The sequence below is a fragment of the Bacillus sp. PPSBB_11 genome (genome assembly GCF_038023285.1).
Classification (GTDB): domain Bacteria; phylum Bacillota; class Bacilli; order Bacillales; family Bacillaceae; genus Bacillus; species Bacillus altitudinis.
This window is the reverse complement of the sequence record NZ_CP150633.1, coordinates 441636-456922: the sequence shown is the minus strand read 5'-3', so window position 1 is coordinate 456922 and position 15287 is coordinate 441636. Positions and strand designations below refer to the sequence as shown.

General features: G+C 42.7%; 19 protein-coding genes. 18 read left to right on the top strand and 1 reads right to left on the bottom strand.

Annotated features, from left to right (window positions below):
• Nucleotides 1–4 precede the first annotated feature (4 nt).
• Genes V7L95_RS02295 through V7L95_RS02255 form a run of 9 tightly spaced genes read left to right on the top strand, consistent with a single transcriptional unit; the run spans nt 5 to nt 5740 of the window.
• Nucleotides 5–1096: an XkdF-like putative serine protease domain-containing protein gene (locus tag V7L95_RS02295; protein WP_035389213.1), complete on the top strand. Its 1092-nt coding sequence runs from the start codon at nt 5–7 to the stop codon at nt 1094–1096.
• 22 nt (nt 1097–1118) lie between these two features.
• Nucleotides 1119–2042 carry a phage major capsid protein gene (locus tag V7L95_RS02290; RefSeq protein WP_017358986.1) on the top strand — a complete coding sequence of 308 codons (924 nt, stop codon included), beginning with the start codon at nt 1119–1121 and terminating at the stop codon, nt 2040–2042.
• A 13-nt stretch (nt 2043–2055) separates the two neighbouring features.
• Complete coding sequence (locus tag V7L95_RS02285) at nt 2056–2439, top strand: DUF3199 family protein (protein WP_007500574.1); 384 nt, start codon at nt 2056–2058, stop codon at nt 2437–2439.
• A complete protein-coding gene (locus V7L95_RS02280; protein WP_017358987.1) occupies nt 2436–2792 on the top strand; it encodes a YqbH/XkdH family protein in 357 nt (118 codons plus the stop codon). Before V7L95_RS02285 ends, V7L95_RS02280 begins: the two co-directional genes overlap by 4 nt.
• Nucleotides 2789–3286, top strand: coding sequence for an HK97 gp10 family phage protein (locus V7L95_RS02275; protein ID WP_017358988.1), 498 nt, complete (start codon nt 2789–2791; stop codon nt 3284–3286). Before V7L95_RS02280 ends, V7L95_RS02275 begins: the two co-directional genes overlap by 4 nt.
• Before the next feature lie 4 nt (nt 3287–3290).
• Nucleotides 3291–3746 (top strand): DUF6838 family protein, encoded by a 456-nt coding sequence (locus V7L95_RS02270; protein ID WP_017358989.1) that lies wholly within the window; start codon nt 3291–3293, stop codon nt 3744–3746.
• A complete protein-coding gene (locus V7L95_RS02265) occupies nt 3733–3945 on the top strand; it encodes a hypothetical protein (RefSeq protein ID WP_008344108.1) in 213 nt (70 codons plus the stop codon). The genes V7L95_RS02270 and V7L95_RS02265 overlap by 14 nt, the downstream gene beginning before the upstream one ends.
• A gap of 3 nt (nt 3946–3948) precedes the next feature.
• Nucleotides 3949–5295 (top strand): phage tail sheath family protein, encoded by a 1347-nt coding sequence (locus tag V7L95_RS02260; RefSeq protein ID WP_017358990.1) that lies wholly within the window; start codon nt 3949–3951, stop codon nt 5293–5295.
• Nucleotide 5296: 1 nt separating this feature from the next.
• The gene (locus V7L95_RS02255) at nt 5297–5740 is read left to right on the top strand and encodes a phage tail tube protein (protein ID WP_003213309.1); all 444 of its coding nucleotides are present in this window, start codon (nt 5297–5299) and stop codon (nt 5738–5740) included.
• 276 nt (nt 5741–6016) lie between these two features.
• On the opposite strand, the gene V7L95_RS02250 is transcribed toward V7L95_RS02255, so the two are convergent.
• Nucleotides 6017–6073 (bottom strand): putative holin-like toxin, encoded by a 57-nt coding sequence (locus V7L95_RS02250; RefSeq protein WP_229200408.1) that lies wholly within the window; start codon nt 6071–6073, stop codon nt 6017–6019.
• Nucleotides 6074–6258: 185 nt separating this feature from the next.
• Between V7L95_RS02250 and V7L95_RS02245 the strand changes: the two genes are divergently transcribed.
• The 9 genes from V7L95_RS02245 to V7L95_RS02205 are packed head-to-tail and all read left to right on the top strand — an operon-like array spanning nt 6259 to nt 15276.
• Complete coding sequence (locus V7L95_RS02245) at nt 6259–6699, top strand: phage portal protein (RefSeq protein WP_008344099.1); 441 nt, start codon at nt 6259–6261, stop codon at nt 6697–6699.
• A gap of 41 nt (nt 6700–6740) precedes the next feature.
• Entirely contained in the window at nt 6741–6878 is a 138-nt protein-coding gene (locus V7L95_RS02240) for a hypothetical protein (protein ID WP_008344097.1), read from the top strand.
• 55 nt (nt 6879–6933) lie between these two features.
• Nucleotides 6934–10944 carry a transglycosylase SLT domain-containing protein gene (locus V7L95_RS02235; RefSeq protein WP_340967916.1) on the top strand — a complete coding sequence of 1337 codons (4011 nt, stop codon included), beginning with the start codon at nt 6934–6936 and terminating at the stop codon, nt 10942–10944.
• Entirely contained in the window at nt 10937–11605 is a 669-nt protein-coding gene (locus tag V7L95_RS02230; protein ID WP_340967914.1) for a LysM peptidoglycan-binding domain-containing protein, read from the top strand. Before V7L95_RS02235 ends, V7L95_RS02230 begins: the two co-directional genes overlap by 8 nt.
• A gap of 11 nt (nt 11606–11616) precedes the next feature.
• Nucleotides 11617–12627, top strand: a complete 1011-nt coding sequence (locus tag V7L95_RS02225) for a hypothetical protein (protein WP_052320655.1) — start codon at nt 11617–11619, stop codon at nt 12625–12627.
• Nucleotides 12624–12890 carry a DUF2577 family protein gene (locus tag V7L95_RS02220; RefSeq protein ID WP_017358996.1) on the top strand — a complete coding sequence of 89 codons (267 nt, stop codon included), beginning with the start codon at nt 12624–12626 and terminating at the stop codon, nt 12888–12890. Before V7L95_RS02225 ends, V7L95_RS02220 begins: the two co-directional genes overlap by 4 nt.
• A 14-nt stretch (nt 12891–12904) precedes the next feature.
• On the top strand, nt 12905–13327 hold the full coding sequence (locus V7L95_RS02215) for a DUF2634 domain-containing protein (RefSeq protein WP_041507673.1): 423 nt from the start codon (nt 12905–12907) through the stop codon (nt 13325–13327).
• Nucleotides 13320–14366: a baseplate J/gp47 family protein gene (locus V7L95_RS02210; RefSeq protein ID WP_007500587.1), complete on the top strand. Its 1047-nt coding sequence runs from the start codon at nt 13320–13322 to the stop codon at nt 14364–14366. The genes V7L95_RS02215 and V7L95_RS02210 overlap by 8 nt, the downstream gene beginning before the upstream one ends.
• A complete protein-coding gene (locus tag V7L95_RS02205; RefSeq protein WP_076820990.1) occupies nt 14353–15276 on the top strand; it encodes a YmfQ family protein in 924 nt (307 codons plus the stop codon). The genes V7L95_RS02210 and V7L95_RS02205 overlap by 14 nt, the downstream gene beginning before the upstream one ends.
• Nucleotides 15277–15287 lie beyond the last annotated feature (11 nt).

The window sequence follows — 15287 nt, the reverse complement described above, 5'->3', positions numbered from 1 at the left end:
ACATATGCCAAGGGAATTAAAAAACGCAAAAATTACGCATGTTTCCTATGTAGACAGGGCCGCCAACCAAAAGAAATTTTTCTTGATGAAAGCAAAGAAAAAGCAGCCTGACTTTCAAAAAGAAGTCAGTGTCCTGACGAAGGCAGAGGATGCCCATCGCCTCGTATATGGCGTCGTGTATGAACCAAATACACCTGATGCACATCAAGACTTTATGTCGGCCAAAGAAATTGAAAGAGCAGCACACGGTTTTATGAAAGATGCCCGTCACATTGATAAACAGCATGATTTTCAAGACGGTGTTGGCGAAGTCGTCGAATCATACATTGCCCCAGCGGATTTTGAAGTAGGCGGGGAGCTGATTCAAAAAGGATCTTGGGTACTTGTGACAAAGGCATCACAAGATATTTGGGACCAAATTCAGCAAGGCCACATTACAGGCTACTCAATGGCTGGAACAGCAGACATCATCGCAATAGAGGAACACGATCAGCTCCTATCTCAAGAAACGAACGAGAGAGGGCTTTTTTCTTTGCTGAAAAATTTCTTTTTGAAAGAGGAAGGTGCAAATATGCCACAACAATTTTGGAGCGTTTTAGATCATCTGCTGGAAACGTTGCAGTCAAGTGATGGTGATGAATCTAGCGTAAGAGCGGCACTTGAACAATTGATTCCAATTGTGCAGGATGTGTTGAAAACAAATGATGTCCTCCAAACGATTGGCGAAAGACCAGCATCCGTTCAAAAGCAAGATGCCGGATTAACGACTGATCAAGTACGCGAACTAGAAAAAGCAAAAATGGCCATCGACAACGTTTTACAACAAGCGGATAAACAAGGGACAGATCAAACAGGTGAAGAAGAACCTGTACAAAAAGTGCTGGAGCAAGTGGTTGCGCCAATTCGCCATCAGCTCTCTTCCTTAGAGAAATCAGCAGGCAGAGAAAAAGCAGCGATTCAGGATGTGCTTCAGCAACAGCTACTGCCTATTTCAGAGCGGATACACATGCTTGAAAAAGCGCGGGGCATTTCTAAACAAACAAATCACGATACACAAAATGATATGACAAAGCCCATATGGGATGGCTTACTATAAGCCTAAATAAGGAGGAAAAAGTGTGAGAAATCAAGAGTTGATTCGCAAGGCTGAAATGACACTTGCCAGCTTAAAAACAGGCGGTCTCATGAACGCAGCCCAATCCAACACATTCATTAGAATGATGCAAAATACACCAACCGTTTTAAATGATGCACGTATCATTCCAATGGAAAGTGATTCACAAAAAATCGAAAAAATCGGCTTCGGTCAGCGCATTTTACGCCCAGCAGAAGAAGGCAAAGCGCTTGATGCAAAAGACCGTGTTGTCCCAGCGACAAGCACTGTTCAGCTCAATGCAAAAGAAGTCATTGCTGAGATTCATATGACGTACGACAGCATTGAAAACAACATTGAAAAAGACGGGATTCAGCAAACCATTATGCAAATGCTGGCGGAACGAGCGGCAGTCGATATTGAAGAACTGATCGTCAACGGTGATACAACATCACAAGATCCATTTTTAGCTCAAATGGATGGCGTACGAAAACAGGCAGTTTCTCATATTGTCGATGCGAATGGAGCGGAAATTAGCCGTCAAATGTTCAAACAAGGCTATAAAGCGATGCCGTCAAAATATTTACGTGTACCTCAGGATTTCCGTTTTTATACATCCCCAAGTTTAGAGGTCGAGTGGAAAGACCAAGTAGCAAACCGTCAGACAGGTCTCGGAGATGCGGCGATTCAAGGCGGCCTTTCTTCTGCATTCGGTGTTCCGGTCAAAGGTCTTGCCAATATGCAGCCATATGATGAAGAAGGAACAGATGTATCAGATATTTTACTGACACATCCGAAAAACATTATCGTAGGGTTTTCTCGCAATATTCGCATTGAAGTAGAAAAAGATATTCGCAGCCGTAAGTTTATCATTGTTCTGACAGCGAAGCTCGACAGCAAATTTGAGGAAGAGGATGCTGTAGCCAAAGTCATGAAAGTGAAAGAGTAGGTGACAGCAGGCTATGATCATTTCTGCTGAGGAACTACAAGCCTATTCTGTATTTGATCGCGTGAAAAATCGTTCTGTAGAGAGACTAGCGGCAGATATTATTGAAGCAGAAGCAGCGGTATTTCAAATGGTCGGGCACGATTTTACGCATGAAAAATATCAGCCCATTCCTGAAAAAGCAAGGATCGCCTTATTAAAAATGGCCCAGTATTTTGCCATGCTGAATGATGATGAATCCATGATGAAAGGCTTGACTTCAGAAAAAATGGGTGATTATTCATATGCAAAGGCAGCGGACAAAGTGAAAGGCAGACCTTATGTGTATGCCCTTCTTGTTGATTATATTGAACCGTCATTAACTGGCGGCAGCGCCAATTTAAAGGTGAGATCATTATGAGCTATGATTCTCTATTAACGGATCGCTGTGATCTTTTTCACTTAGAGAATGAGGGGGCAGTCCGTGGCAAATTTGGTATACCAGCAGGGGATCTGCAAACGGACCTCACTTATCCTGATACACCAAGTATGAGAGATGTGGCTTGCTATGTTGTAGAAAAAAGCCAGTCACTCGTGCAAGAAGAACCGAATACAGTTATCTATCAGTCCTATCTCGTCCATTTCCCTTTAGCAAGCGACATTCGCTTGCATGACAAAATGGTGTGGAACGGCATCTCACTCAAGTTGCAGCAGCCAAAAAGAGTGAAAAATCATCACATGGAAGTGATGGCCGTCAGAAAGGAAAACTTATGAAAATTGATGGACTTGACCGGCTGCTATCCCAGCTCCAACAGGCAAATAGTATCGGCTTAACGGCGCAATATCAAGAGTGGTTACAGGAAATGGGCTTACAGTTTTTAGACATCATTCAAGATGAAATCATCAAAGAAAAGGCTGTTGATACAGGCCGTCTCCTCAATTCCTTTCAAAAAGGTGACAAGGAGAATTACTTTCTCACTTCCCGAGGCGGGCTCACGCTAGAAGTGGGGACACAGCTTGATTATGCCTCTTACGTGAACGATGGACATGCCATTTCTTCAAATGGAGAACGAAGATGGGTGCCTGGCAGATGGAACGGCAGCCGCTTTGAATATGATCCGAACGCCAGTACTGGCATGATGCTTTCATCTCAATGGATTGAAGGAAATGGGTACTGGGATCATGCCGTCATGCTCTATGAACAAATGTTTGAACACTCGCTAGATCGAAAGCTTCAAAGCTGGATCGATCGACATTTTGGGAGGTGATGGAATGAATCAAGAAGTCGGGGCAATCATGCATTATATATACACACGCTTTCCTGTGAAAATGTATGATCGTCTTCTGCCAGAGCGTTTCCAAGTGCCATCTGTTTATGTGCCGCCAGTGACTGTCATTAGTGGTCCAGATACAGTGTCTACTTTTATGAAATCTTATTCGCTGCAAGTGAAAGTGTTTCATATGGATACAGAAAAAGCGCATGATGCGGCGGAAACAATCGTCGATGCATTGCTTGCTGATCGTCAAATCATTCAGATGATCAGTGAAGATGGAGAGGTGCTTGATGATTATGTCCGCATAAAAAGAGTGGAAACAAGAATCATAGATCAAGGTGTAGCAGCGATTGTCCTGACGTGGGATAGCAGCTATTGGTACAACCGAGATAAACAGCCAAGCCTAGAAGATATCAATTTTTCAGATGGGGTGATCAAACGTGAGCAAGACTAAAAAAACACAGCTCGATCAAACAGCGGGCGAAGAAAAAGAATTTGGCTTTTCATTTGAAGCCTTAAAAGAGCACAGCAAGGATCTTTTTGGGGTAAAACCAGAAATCCTTGAAGGTGCTCTTTTTTATATCAAACATCAACCAATTACAAAAACAGAAGCAAAGAAGCACATCGATGCTTTTTTGTCCAAGGAGGTTTAAAGGATGAACGGAGGCACTTTTACACCAGGTACAGAGAAAAAGCGTCCTGGCATTTACTTTAATTTTAAAACAACAGCAGAGCAGCGAATTACTTTAGGCGAGCGAGGAACAGTTGCACTTCCTCTTGTCATGAGCTGGGGAGAACCAAAAACCTTTATTTCCGTTTCCGATATGGAAGACTTAAATAAAAAGGTCGGGCTTAACATTGATGATAAGTCACTTCTTCTTTTCCGTGAAGCGAAGAAAAAAGCGCAAACGGTCTTGCTTTACCGTCTAAACGAAGGAGAGCCAGCCAAAGCGGAAATCGCAGAAAACTTTGTGGTCACAGCCAATTATGGTGGTCAAAAAGGAAATGAGATCACCATTCAAGTGGCAGAAAATGTACTCGACAGCACAAAACGTGACGTCATCACCTATCTTGGAACAGATATTGTCGATAAACAGGTGGTCAAAGATGTCAAAGATCTTGTGAAAAACAAATACGTTCAATTTTCTGGTGAAGGCGAAGCGGTCATTACTGCTGGAGCGGCTTTAAGCGGCGGGAAAAACGGTGTGGCAAGTGTCGCAGATTATACAGCTTTCCTAGAAGCAGCTGAAACGGAATACTTTGATGTCATTGCACTACCAGTCGATAATAGTGAGCAATTAAAAGCAACATTCGCGTCATTTATTGAGCGTTTACGTGATAAGCAAGGACGTAAGGTGCAAGGCGTTGTGGCTAACTATGCAGCTGATCAAGAAGGAATCATCAATGTCACAAGCGGTGTTGTTTTAGAAGACGGAACAGAACTCGCGCCTGCTCAAACAACAGCTTGGGTCGCAGGAGCAAGTGCAGGAGCGACTTTTAATCAGTCACTGACCTTTGTTGAATACGAAGGCGCAGTCGATACATTAGAGCGTCTTGATAATGATCAAGTAGAATACCGTTTATCACAAGGAGAGTTTCTTTTCACTTTTGATGCAAGAGACCGCACGGTGAGCGTTGAAAAAGATATTAACTCTTTGACAAGCTTCACGGTTGAAAAGAACCAGCAAATGGCGAAAAACAAAATCATCCGTGTGCTAGATGCAATCAACAATGATTTAACATTTGAACTGAAAAATTTGATTAAATTACGCAAAGCCAATGGCAATGACATTCCAGCATCTGATGATGGAGTGCAGCTTGTGAAAACACTGATTACACAGTATCTCACACAACTTCAAGATGGAAGCGGCATTACAGGCTTTAACTCAGAAACAGACATCGTCATTGGCCTCAATGAAGATCGTGATGGATTTATCATCGATTTAGCAGTACAGCCAGTAGACGCAGCAGAAAAATTCTATTTCAATGTGGAGGTGAAGTAAGATGGCTTTTAAAGCGCAAAATACAATCTCAGGTAAAGAAGGTCGTCTTTTCTTAGAAGGTGAGGAGCTTGCCTTTATCAAAACGTTTGAAGCAAACGTGGAGAAAAATAAATCAGAAGTGAACGTAATGGGCCGCCGAATGACTGGCCATAAAACAACTGGGGCAAACGGAACAGGAACGGCAACATTCTATAAAGTTACGTCACGTTTCGTTCAACTTATGCTCAACTATGTGAAAAAAGGGGAAGATCCTTATTTCACTCTTCAAGCGGTAATTGATGATAAATCATCAGGCCGAGGCACAGAGCGTGTGACATTATTCGATGTCAACTTTGATTCAGCTAAAATTGCTGGACTAGATGTCGATTCAGAGGCACTTGAAGAAGAAGTTCCATTTACATTTGAAGACTTTGATCTGCCTGAAAAGCTGAAGAATTCTTTCTAAGAAATGTGGAGGAAATTAGCTAATTAATTAGCTAAATAAAAACCAAATATGCTATAATGCAGATGTAATGAAAAATGAATGCATTTGTAATGCACATTGCATTCAATAACACACAAAATGATGTTTACATGCAAAGCGATTTGCATACAATAAAAAGAAGCCAGGATGCGCTAACATCCCGGCAATGTACAATGAGGCCCTTCAAGGGGCTGGCTTATCAATTAGATAGTTTTAAGGATAGACTTTCCCTTTCACCTACCAAAGCTCAAGGGGAGTCTATTTTTTGTTTATATACGTCAACAAAGCAAGGATAAACATCCCGAATAAAAGCATTAGGGAAATCGCTTGGAACGTTGACATGAGCATCACCCCCTTCCTATCGGGGATGAGCCAGACACCCTTGAGCAAGCCGTTCAATTGTACGAGTTATATTATACATGAAAAGATTGGAAAGCACATTCAAAAAATGGATGTGCTTTTTTGTATTCAAAAAAACAAACAAAAGGGAGTTTTTAAACATGAGCGAAAAACAAACATTTGATCTTTCATTTTTTATGCCAGGACAAACAGTAGAAGCGGAAGAGGTCAAAGTACCAATTTCTAAGCGTTTTGTTGATAAAAAAGGGAATGTCATTCCTTTTGTCTTCAAAGCGATTACCACGGAACGTATTGATGAACTGGAAAAAGAGAACACCACGTTCAAAAATGTCAAAGGCAGAGGCCGTGTGAAAGACTTAGACAGCCAGCGCTTCTACGCACGAATTGCCATTGAATCGACGATTTATCCAGATTTCCGCTCAAAGGAATTAAGAGAAGCCTACAGCACACAAGATCCAGTTGAAGTTGCAAAACGTGTTTTATCTGTCGGCGGTGAATATGCAAACTGGTTAAACAAAGCCATTGAAATCAATGGATTTGAAGACGAAATTGAAGATTTAGAAGACGCAGCAAAAAACTAATAAAAGATGGGGATAAGGAAGCGGTGTTTTTATATTACGCCATGCATGAGCTTCACTATTCCCCATCAGAACTTCTCGATTTATACGAAGCACCAAGACAATTTAAGGCATTCTTATTCGGACTCATCAGCTACAAACTCGACATGCTAGAAAAAGAAGCAAAGAAAGGAGGGAAATAAACTGGCGAAGCTCACTGCACGATTTGAATTAGAAGACAAAGTATCAAAGAAGCTGTTGCGCATTCAAAAACGATTTCAAACGTTTGAGAAGCAGCTCAAACCATTTAGAAAACCGGTGAAAATAAGCCTGGAAATGGATGAAAAGAAGCTAAGGAACCTCAATTTATCGATGAGAAGGTTTTCTGTATTATCCATGAAGCTAGATCAAGGAATCTATCGTGATCTCAAATCATTAACAAACCAGCTGAACATGATACCGAAACAGATGGTCATATCGATTCAAGCAAAAGGACTAGATGTCATTAAATCCAGTATAGATCGCTTGAAACAATCACAAGCAAGTCCAATCCTGCTGACGTTCAAACTGAATGATCAGTTGTCAGGAAAAATGTCATCAATCAAAAAATCAATCCTTCAGCTCATGAACAGAACGTACTATATGAGATTAAACATGGTTGACCAAGCCACCGCTGCCATTCAACGAATCAAAAAGACACTCAAAAGCTTGACAATGGCTAAACACGAAATCAGAGTATCTGTTCAAGACAATGCAAAGAGTAAGTTGAAAAAACGAGATCAGGCAGAGTCAGTTGTGAAAGAACAAAACATAAAAAAAGAGCCTGAAGCTGTTAGTCCGCCAATTAAAAAGGATGAACCCAAACAGGGTTGGCTCCAGAGCCTTGCTAATAAAGGGTTAAATGAAATTCAAAAATATGCAGGTGATGTTGCAGACAAGCTGAAAGAAAAATTAAGTCCTAGAAAGTTTTGGGACGAAAAGGCACTTCCTTGGGTTGAAAATAAAATGGAAGAGTACAAGCAAGATGTGATCGGAAGAATAAAAGAGAAGATTAAATTTAATCCTGAAAAAAAACTAGATGAATTGGTGACCAATGTATTAGACCGTCTCTTTGGTGCAGGTGATCAATCGAATGGAAGTAGCACTCCAGCGCCAACAACAGCGCCAACAACAGCGCCAACAACAGCGCCGACAACAGCGCCAACAACAGCGCCAACAACGGCACCAACAACAGCACCAACAACAGCACCAACATCCACACCATCAAATTCAGCTCCCAATAAGAAATCTAAGCCGCGAGGTGGTAAAGGTTTGTTTCGCAATAGTTGTTGTCCTTGTTGTGCAAGAGGTTTAAGCAGGGGAGGATCTACTAAAACCAAAAATAGAAATGGTCAATCACCAAGACAACCTAGAAATCCAAATGCCACAACAAGAACCGAAATGAATAGAAGACCTCCAAGTAAATTAGGGGATGCGTTGAAAAATATCGGTAAAGGGAGCGGCAAATTATTAAAGAAAGTACCTATTTTAGGCAGTGTACTTAGTGCAACAAATCTAATTGGTATGAAAAAAGAGAATGCTGGTGAAAAGATCGGTGCGACTGGAGGCGGCATCGCCGGAGGGATGGCAGGTGCAGCAGCAGGTGCAGCTATTGGAAGTGTAGTACCAGGAGTAGGCACAGCCATCGGCGGCCTAGTAGGCGGCATCGCTGGCAGTATGGGCGGAGAATCTATCGGTGAAACAATTGGAAAATGGTTTGATGGCGGTGGATTTGAGAAGATTGGCCAAAAAGCCATTGAAATCAAAGATCAAATTGTTGAAGTGTGGTCTACAGTCGCAGACTGGTTTATCCAAAATGTGTGGACACCATTAAGCAGCACGGTTGGCACGGTAGCAACCACGATCTGGACAAGTCTAGTCAATGCCTGGACATGGATACAAGAAACATTCAGTGCAGTCGCAGGCTGGTTTATCGAAAACGTCTGGACACCACTAAGTGGTACAGTCGTTACAGTAGCAACCACGATTTGGACAAGTCTAGTCAATGCATGGACATGGATACAAGAAACATTCAGTGCAGTTGCGGGCTGGTTTATTGAAAACGTTTGGACACCGCTAAGCGACACAGTCGTTACGGTAGCAACCACGATCTGGTCAAGTCTAGTCAATGCATGGACGTGGATACAAGAAACATTCAGTGCAGTAGCAGGCTGGTTTATTGAGAATGTGTGGACACCGCTAAGCAGCACAGTTGTCACAGTCGCTACGGGGATTTGGACAGCATTATCAAATGCGTGGAAAACCATTCAATCAATTTTTGGAGCAGTATCCTCTTGGTTTATGAACAATGTATGGAATCCGCTTGTAGAAACGGTTGGAACCATCAAAGATAGCATTGGGAAGAAGTTTGAAGAAGCGTATAAAGTGGTGACAGATATATGGGATGGATTATCCAAATGGTTTAAAGATAATATTCAGACACCGATCGTAAAAGTGGCAGGTGCCATAAGTGATGGTTTTTCTGCAGCATTTGGTTGGGTTCAAAAGATTTTTGAAAAAGCAGGCGGTATTGTAGATGTTGTAATAAATTGGATCGTTGGAAAGAAAAAACCTGATAATAATGCAACAGGCGGCTATATCACCCAGCCTACCTTATCATGGATTGGTGAAGCGGGTAACGAATTTGTCATTCCAACTCAAAATAACCGGGGCCGTGGGAAGATGTTGCTTGCACAAGCTGCTTCTCATCTTGGAATGTCTGTTGTGCCAAGCAGCAGCGGAGCAGCAAGTCCAGTTTCTAGCTCTCCAGCTTCAATAACGCCGAATGCTCCAGCAGCTCCAACTGCTTCTGCCGGTTCAATTGGTGGAACGGTTTCAATGAATGGAAACATCCAATCTGCCAGCATAGGTGAGCAATTTAATCATGATTTTGAACAAGGGCTGAATCAAAAGGTGGTTTCACTTGATCAATGGAAGCAAAAAAACATTCAGCAGCCATTTAATCAAATGACATCAGATTCAGGAAAGTACGGACAACAAACGGTATCGGCATTTGCTACTGGCCAGCAAATGACACCAACAGGAACTGATAGCTTTTTGCAAAGTTGTGTAAAAGCACCATACCAACAAGTGATGACAGCATCACCAACTTGGGGTTCTGGAACTGTTAGTGGCTTTGCAACAGGTCAAAATGCCACATCAATTGGCACAAGCCAATACGTAGACCAACACGTCAAACAACCATTCCTGCAAGCCAAACAAGAATCACCAGGATGGGGTTCAGGAATGATCGACGCCTTCAATAGCGGCATGCGTTCAAAAGCAAGTGAAGTCACACAAGCTGCCAAAGAAATGGCGAAGAAAGTGGAACAGGCGTTTAGAGAAGAACTAGATATTCATTCTCCTTCACGTGTCATGATGAGTCTAGGGAAATTCGCATCGATTGGTGTCGTCAAAGGGCTCGATTCAGTTGATGTGAAAAAGTTTGCTGAAAATCAAGCGGGTTCATTAATCGGAGCGTTCAGCGGTATGGGTGCTTCAGGTCTTAGTGTTCAGCAATGGCTCATGGCAGCTCTGATGGCGACTGGCACATCGATGAGCTGGCTTCCAGGTCTTATGACAATCGCTCAGCACGAATCAAATGGTAACCCGAAAGCCATCAACTTGTGGGATTCCAACGCCAAGAAGGGAACGCCTTCTAAAGGGTTAATGCAAACCATTGGGCCGACCTTCCATTCCAATAAAGGCAAGGGCATGAATGATATTTGGAACCCAATTCATAATGCCGTAGCAGCCATTAACTACATTAAGGGCAGATATGGAACAGTCTTCAATACACCGGGATTACGGAGTATGAGAAGAGGCGGTCCTTATAAAGGCTACGCCAATGGCGGATTGATTACTCAGGAGCAGGTAGCTAGAGTCGGTGAAGGAAACAAACGCGAATGGATTATTCCAGAAGAAAGAGGCATTCGCGGGAGATATTTATTGACGCAGGCAGCCAAGGCACTTGGGATGCAAGTCTATGATCCATCAAATGCATCTGCTCCTTTACCAGAATCACAGATGCAGCAAGTCACCTCAGCACAGCGAGCTGGGACTGCAACAACGTCAGGCAATAAACAAATCACCATCCAGTTCAATGGTGATCAGCATTTCCATAATGGACAGGATCAGCAATCGCTTGTCGAAAAAATTAGACAAATGCTTGTAGACGAACTGGAAGTAGAGCTTCAGACAGGAACGAAAGGGGTCGTGATCGATGAGTAAATCAGTGTATCAATTGTGGATTTCCCAAGGCAAGGAGAAGTTGCGATTCCCTGTGCTTCCATCCGAACTTGAGATCACAAATAACGTACAAAATGAAACGGTGAAGGTCTCCTCTTTTGGAGAACTGACTTTTATTGATGTACCATCGGCTAAACAAGTATCATTCACCTCATTATTTCCTAAGAAATATTCGCCAATTGCTGAATATAAAAGCATTCCATCACCAGAGAATGCAATAGCGAAAATTGAACGAATGATGCGTTCAAAGAAGTCTGTGCGACTGATTGTGACAGGGACTAAAATCAATATGACGTGCAGCATTGAGAGCTTCACACACAAGGAAGGGTCTTATGACATAGGGGATCGTGAATTTACGATCGAGTTAAAGGAATATAAAACCGCATCGCCTAGGAAAATCAAACGAAAGAAAAAAGCAAAACAAACCAAAAAGAAAAGACCCTCAAAAACACCACCAAAATTGTACACTGTCAAAAAGGGAGATACTCTGTGGGCCATTTCAGGCCGTTTTTATGGCGATAGTACAAAATGGCGGCGTATTTGGAATGCCAATAAAGCAGCGATGATCAAACGAAGTAAACTCAATATTAAACAGCCGGGATATTGGATTTTTCCAGGGCAAAAATTGAAAATACCACAATAGGGGGGCTGACATTGATTGAGCTTTTTGCCATCAGAAGCGGCACGATGTATGAGCTTGTCACAGAGAGTGTGACACTTCAGGGGCAAAGGTATCAGGCCCCTCGCTCTATTCAGGCGAATATTATCACAAAGCAAGGCAGTCAAACATATTACCGTGTCTCAGAAGGAGACACGGTTCTTTTTAAATGGAAAGGAAAAGAGCTGTTCAGAGGCATCGTGTTTTCTAGGACGCCTGTTGAAGGAAAGCTGACCTTTACCGCATACGATATGCTCCAATATTTAGTGAAAAACCAAGATGTATATGTTTTTTCAAATCAACGGGCAGATCAAATTTTGAGGCGGATCGGGGCAGACTTTCAAATTCCTATGACATCCATCGCAAATACAGGACATGTCATGAAGTCTCTCGTTTTTAAAAATGACACGAGTTTATATGACATCATTTTAAAAGCATTGAAGGAAACGAAGCGGCAAACCGGTAGAAATTATCAAATTTTTTCTGCTAAAGGCAAGATGGGGCTGAGAGCTTGGCCCGATCCAGAGGACGTGTGGGTCATTGAATCAGGCGTCAACCTCATCGGTTATCAGTACAGCACCTCCATTGAAGAGACAGCAACACGTGTGAAGATGCGCACGTCTGTAGACGAACAGGGGAAGAATAAGAAAAAAGGTAGCAAATCAGATATTGTGGTGATCGAACAGGATAAAGCGGGTCAGAGTCAGTACGGCATTTTACAGCATGTGGAGACGGTCACAGGTCAAATCAACCAGCCGCAGCTTCAAAAAAGAGCGAAAGTACGCCTAGCTGAGAAAAAAGGCGTCAAACAAGAAGTGAAAAGCATACAAGCACTCGGAATCCCTGAACTGCAAAGCGGTCTGCCAATCTATTTGAAAATCCCTGAAATCAACATCAAAAAAACCTACTGGATCGATCAAGACAAGCATGAATTCAATGGAGTGAAGCACACCATGACAATTGACGTCGTTGAGAAAAATTCCATGCCAAAGGGTGATCAAGCATGAGATTAAGTGAAGCAATTAAACGACTCGCTGTCAATGCAGTAGATGCAGCTTCTCCAATTGATCTGGTGATTGGAGAGGTCACAATGGCTTCGCCTCTTCACATCCGATTAAATGAAAACAGTAAGCTGATCATTCCGGAAGAACTGCTTATTTGGCCTAAACGCTTAAATAAGGGTGAGGATGATGAGTTGAAAAGGGGAGACAGCATTATGGTACTTGCAATGGCAGGAGGGCAGTCCTTTTACATCATCGACAAATTGTAAGGGAGGTGATGAACGTGGCACTTTCACCAGAGGAAGAAATCGAGGAAACAGAGGAAGATGAAGAGGTAGAAACCTCGACGACGTATCGCATAGATTTTGAAAATGGCAGGCTGACAAATGAAGCCATTACAGGCATTGAATCGATCCGTCAATTTATTTATATGACATTGCGAACAGAGCGCTATGCACATCCCATTTACAGTCACGACATTGGCACTGAAATTCAGGAGCTATTGACCGATACAGAAGCAACAGATGAATACAAAGAAATGGAGATTCCAAGATTGCTAGAAGAAGCATTGGTCGTTGATGAGCGGATTGATCATATTGAAGAGATAGAGGTCACGAAGCAAAATGATGCCTTTCAAGTCAAACTAGCCATTGTCACAGATGAAGGCACATTAGAAATAGAGGAGGTGATGGAGGGAGATGTTTGAGGAGCAAACGTATGAGGCGTTGATGGAAAGAATGCTGGATAGGCTGCCAGATGACATAGATAAAAGAGAAAACAGCGTCATTTGGAATGCCTTGGCGCCTGCTGCTGCTGAACTGGCTCAGTCGTATATTTGGCTTGATCAAGTGTTTGAGCTTGTCTTTGCTGATACAGCACAGGGGGAATTTTTAGATCGACGAGCGGCTGAAGTAGGGATTGAACGAAAGCCAGCCACCAAAGCGGTCTGGTCCGTAACCATTCAACCAGAGAACGTAAACATTCCAGCAGGATCAAGATTCTTTATTGAAGATGTTTATTTTCAATTTTCAAAGGACGGTACACTAGAATGCGAGACAACAGGTACAGCCGGCAATGGGCAATTAACAGGTCAGCCGCTACTATCGCTTGATACAATTCCGGGTCTAGAGTCGATGATCATGAAGGAATTGGTGATACCAGGGCAAGAGGAAGAAGATGATGCGTCATTATACGATCGGTATTTAATACGCGCAAGGCGAGAGGCTGTCAGTGCCAACAGAGCACATTACAAAAAGTGGGCCGAGGAAGTGGTTGGTGTCGGCAGAGCGAAAGTGTTCCCGCTATGGAATGGAGAGGGAACGGTCAAAATTGTCATCACAGACGGCAATCTAGATGTAGCCTCTGAGCTTCTTGTCAAAAGGGTCCAGGAGTATATTGACCCTGTACCGGGAGAAGGAGAAGGGCAAGCTCCTATTGGTTCAAAAGCAACCGTGGAAAGTGCCAAGTGGCTAGATATTGACATAGAAGTGTCCGTCGAACTTCAGATGGACTGGACACTTGAAGGTGCGCAAAAAGAAATAGAAGAAAAGGTCAAAGCACTGTTAAAATCAATCGCATTTGAAAAAAGTACGATTCGAATGTCCGCCTTAAATGATATTTTGTACCATTCAGAGAGCGTGTCCGATTATGCAAACGTCTTATTGAATGGGGAGTCAAAAAACTTAGTATTACAAGACATTGAGATACCACGTCTGAGGCAGGTGAAGGTTATTGAGCAAACTTGATGAAATGAAAAACTACTTGCCGCCATATTTCACAGAGATTTATGATGTGGATCATTTACTAAAAACGGAGGCGCCAGAGTTTGAACAATTGGACGAATCCATTTTTGATGTAACGGATCAGTTCTTCCCTTTAACAGCGACGTGGGGATTGAATCGGTGGGAGAGAATGCTCAAGGTGCAGCGAGAGTCAGATGATTCGATTGAGCTGCGCAGGGCACGATTACTCAATATGATGTCGAACATTCCACCAATTACGTATCTGTCATTAGAGAAATCTGTGAATCGATTTCTTAAAAATCCGAGTGCAATCATCCGTCTTACAGTCAACCGTTATCATTTTGCATTGCGTGTCAACCTGGACGACCTGCAAAACACAAGATATATCGTCGAAATACTCGAAACGTTAAAGCCAGCGCATTTGGCGTATACGTTCACCGCCATTCATCATACAGATGTTCATGAAAAAAATGATCATCACCAGCGGCTCACACTGCGAAGCAGAGTGGGCTTTTTCGATCATATTCCAATTTTACTCAATGGTGAATTCGTATTAAATGGAACGTTCTATCTTAGCGGGATACGAGGTACTACGGAGGTCCCAGCTCGTTTTCGGCATTCATTAAAGATGAGAATGCCGCTTCAACAAGAGAAAGAAACAGCATATCGTCTGAATTATGTCATGACTGGAGCATCGTATGAAACGAAGCAAGCAGCTACGCTGACTTTGCGCGCAAAGAACCAGCTTTCACATCACGCGAAAAAGAGGATGACGTTCCGCTTACCAGTACATGTTCAAAATGAACAAGGCGGCAGTTTACTGATCAAGGAGCATTACTGGATTCTCGATGGATCCGTTCCGCTTGATGGATCAAAAATGCTGGCAGCAACTTCTAAAAAAATAGATCTATAAGGAGGATCACA

Bases quoted from the DNA above. Each gene is read 5' to 3' on its own strand.
- V7L95_RS02295 (WP_035389213.1), top strand. From the start codon at position 5: ATGCCAAGGGAATTAAAAAACGCAAAAATTACGCATGTTTCCTATGTA.
- V7L95_RS02285 (WP_007500574.1), top strand. From the start codon at position 2,056: ATGATCATTTCTGCTGAGGAACTACAAGCCTATTCTGTATTTGATCGC.
- V7L95_RS02280 (WP_017358987.1), top strand. From the start codon at position 2,436: ATGAGCTATGATTCTCTATTAACGGATCGCTGTGATCTTTTTCACTTA.
- V7L95_RS02275 (WP_017358988.1), top strand. From the start codon at position 2,789: ATGAAAATTGATGGACTTGACCGGCTGCTATCCCAGCTCCAACAGGCA.
- V7L95_RS02270 (WP_017358989.1), top strand. From the start codon at position 3,291: ATGAATCAAGAAGTCGGGGCAATCATGCATTATATATACACACGCTTT.
- V7L95_RS02260 (WP_017358990.1), top strand. From the start codon at position 3,949: ATGAACGGAGGCACTTTTACACCAGGTACAGAGAAAAAGCGTCCTGGC.
- V7L95_RS02255 (WP_003213309.1), top strand. From the start codon at position 5,297: ATGGCTTTTAAAGCGCAAAATACAATCTCAGGTAAAGAAGGTCGTCTT.
- V7L95_RS02245 (WP_008344099.1), top strand. From the start codon at position 6,259: ATGAGCGAAAAACAAACATTTGATCTTTCATTTTTTATGCCAGGACAA.
- V7L95_RS02240 (WP_008344097.1), top strand. From the start codon at position 6,741: ATGCATGAGCTTCACTATTCCCCATCAGAACTTCTCGATTTATACGAA.
- V7L95_RS02230 (WP_340967914.1), top strand. From the start codon at position 10,937: ATGAGTAAATCAGTGTATCAATTGTGGATTTCCCAAGGCAAGGAGAAG.
- V7L95_RS02220 (WP_017358996.1), top strand. From the start codon at position 12,624: ATGAGATTAAGTGAAGCAATTAAACGACTCGCTGTCAATGCAGTAGAT.
- V7L95_RS02210 (WP_007500587.1), top strand. From the start codon at position 13,320: ATGTTTGAGGAGCAAACGTATGAGGCGTTGATGGAAAGAATGCTGGAT.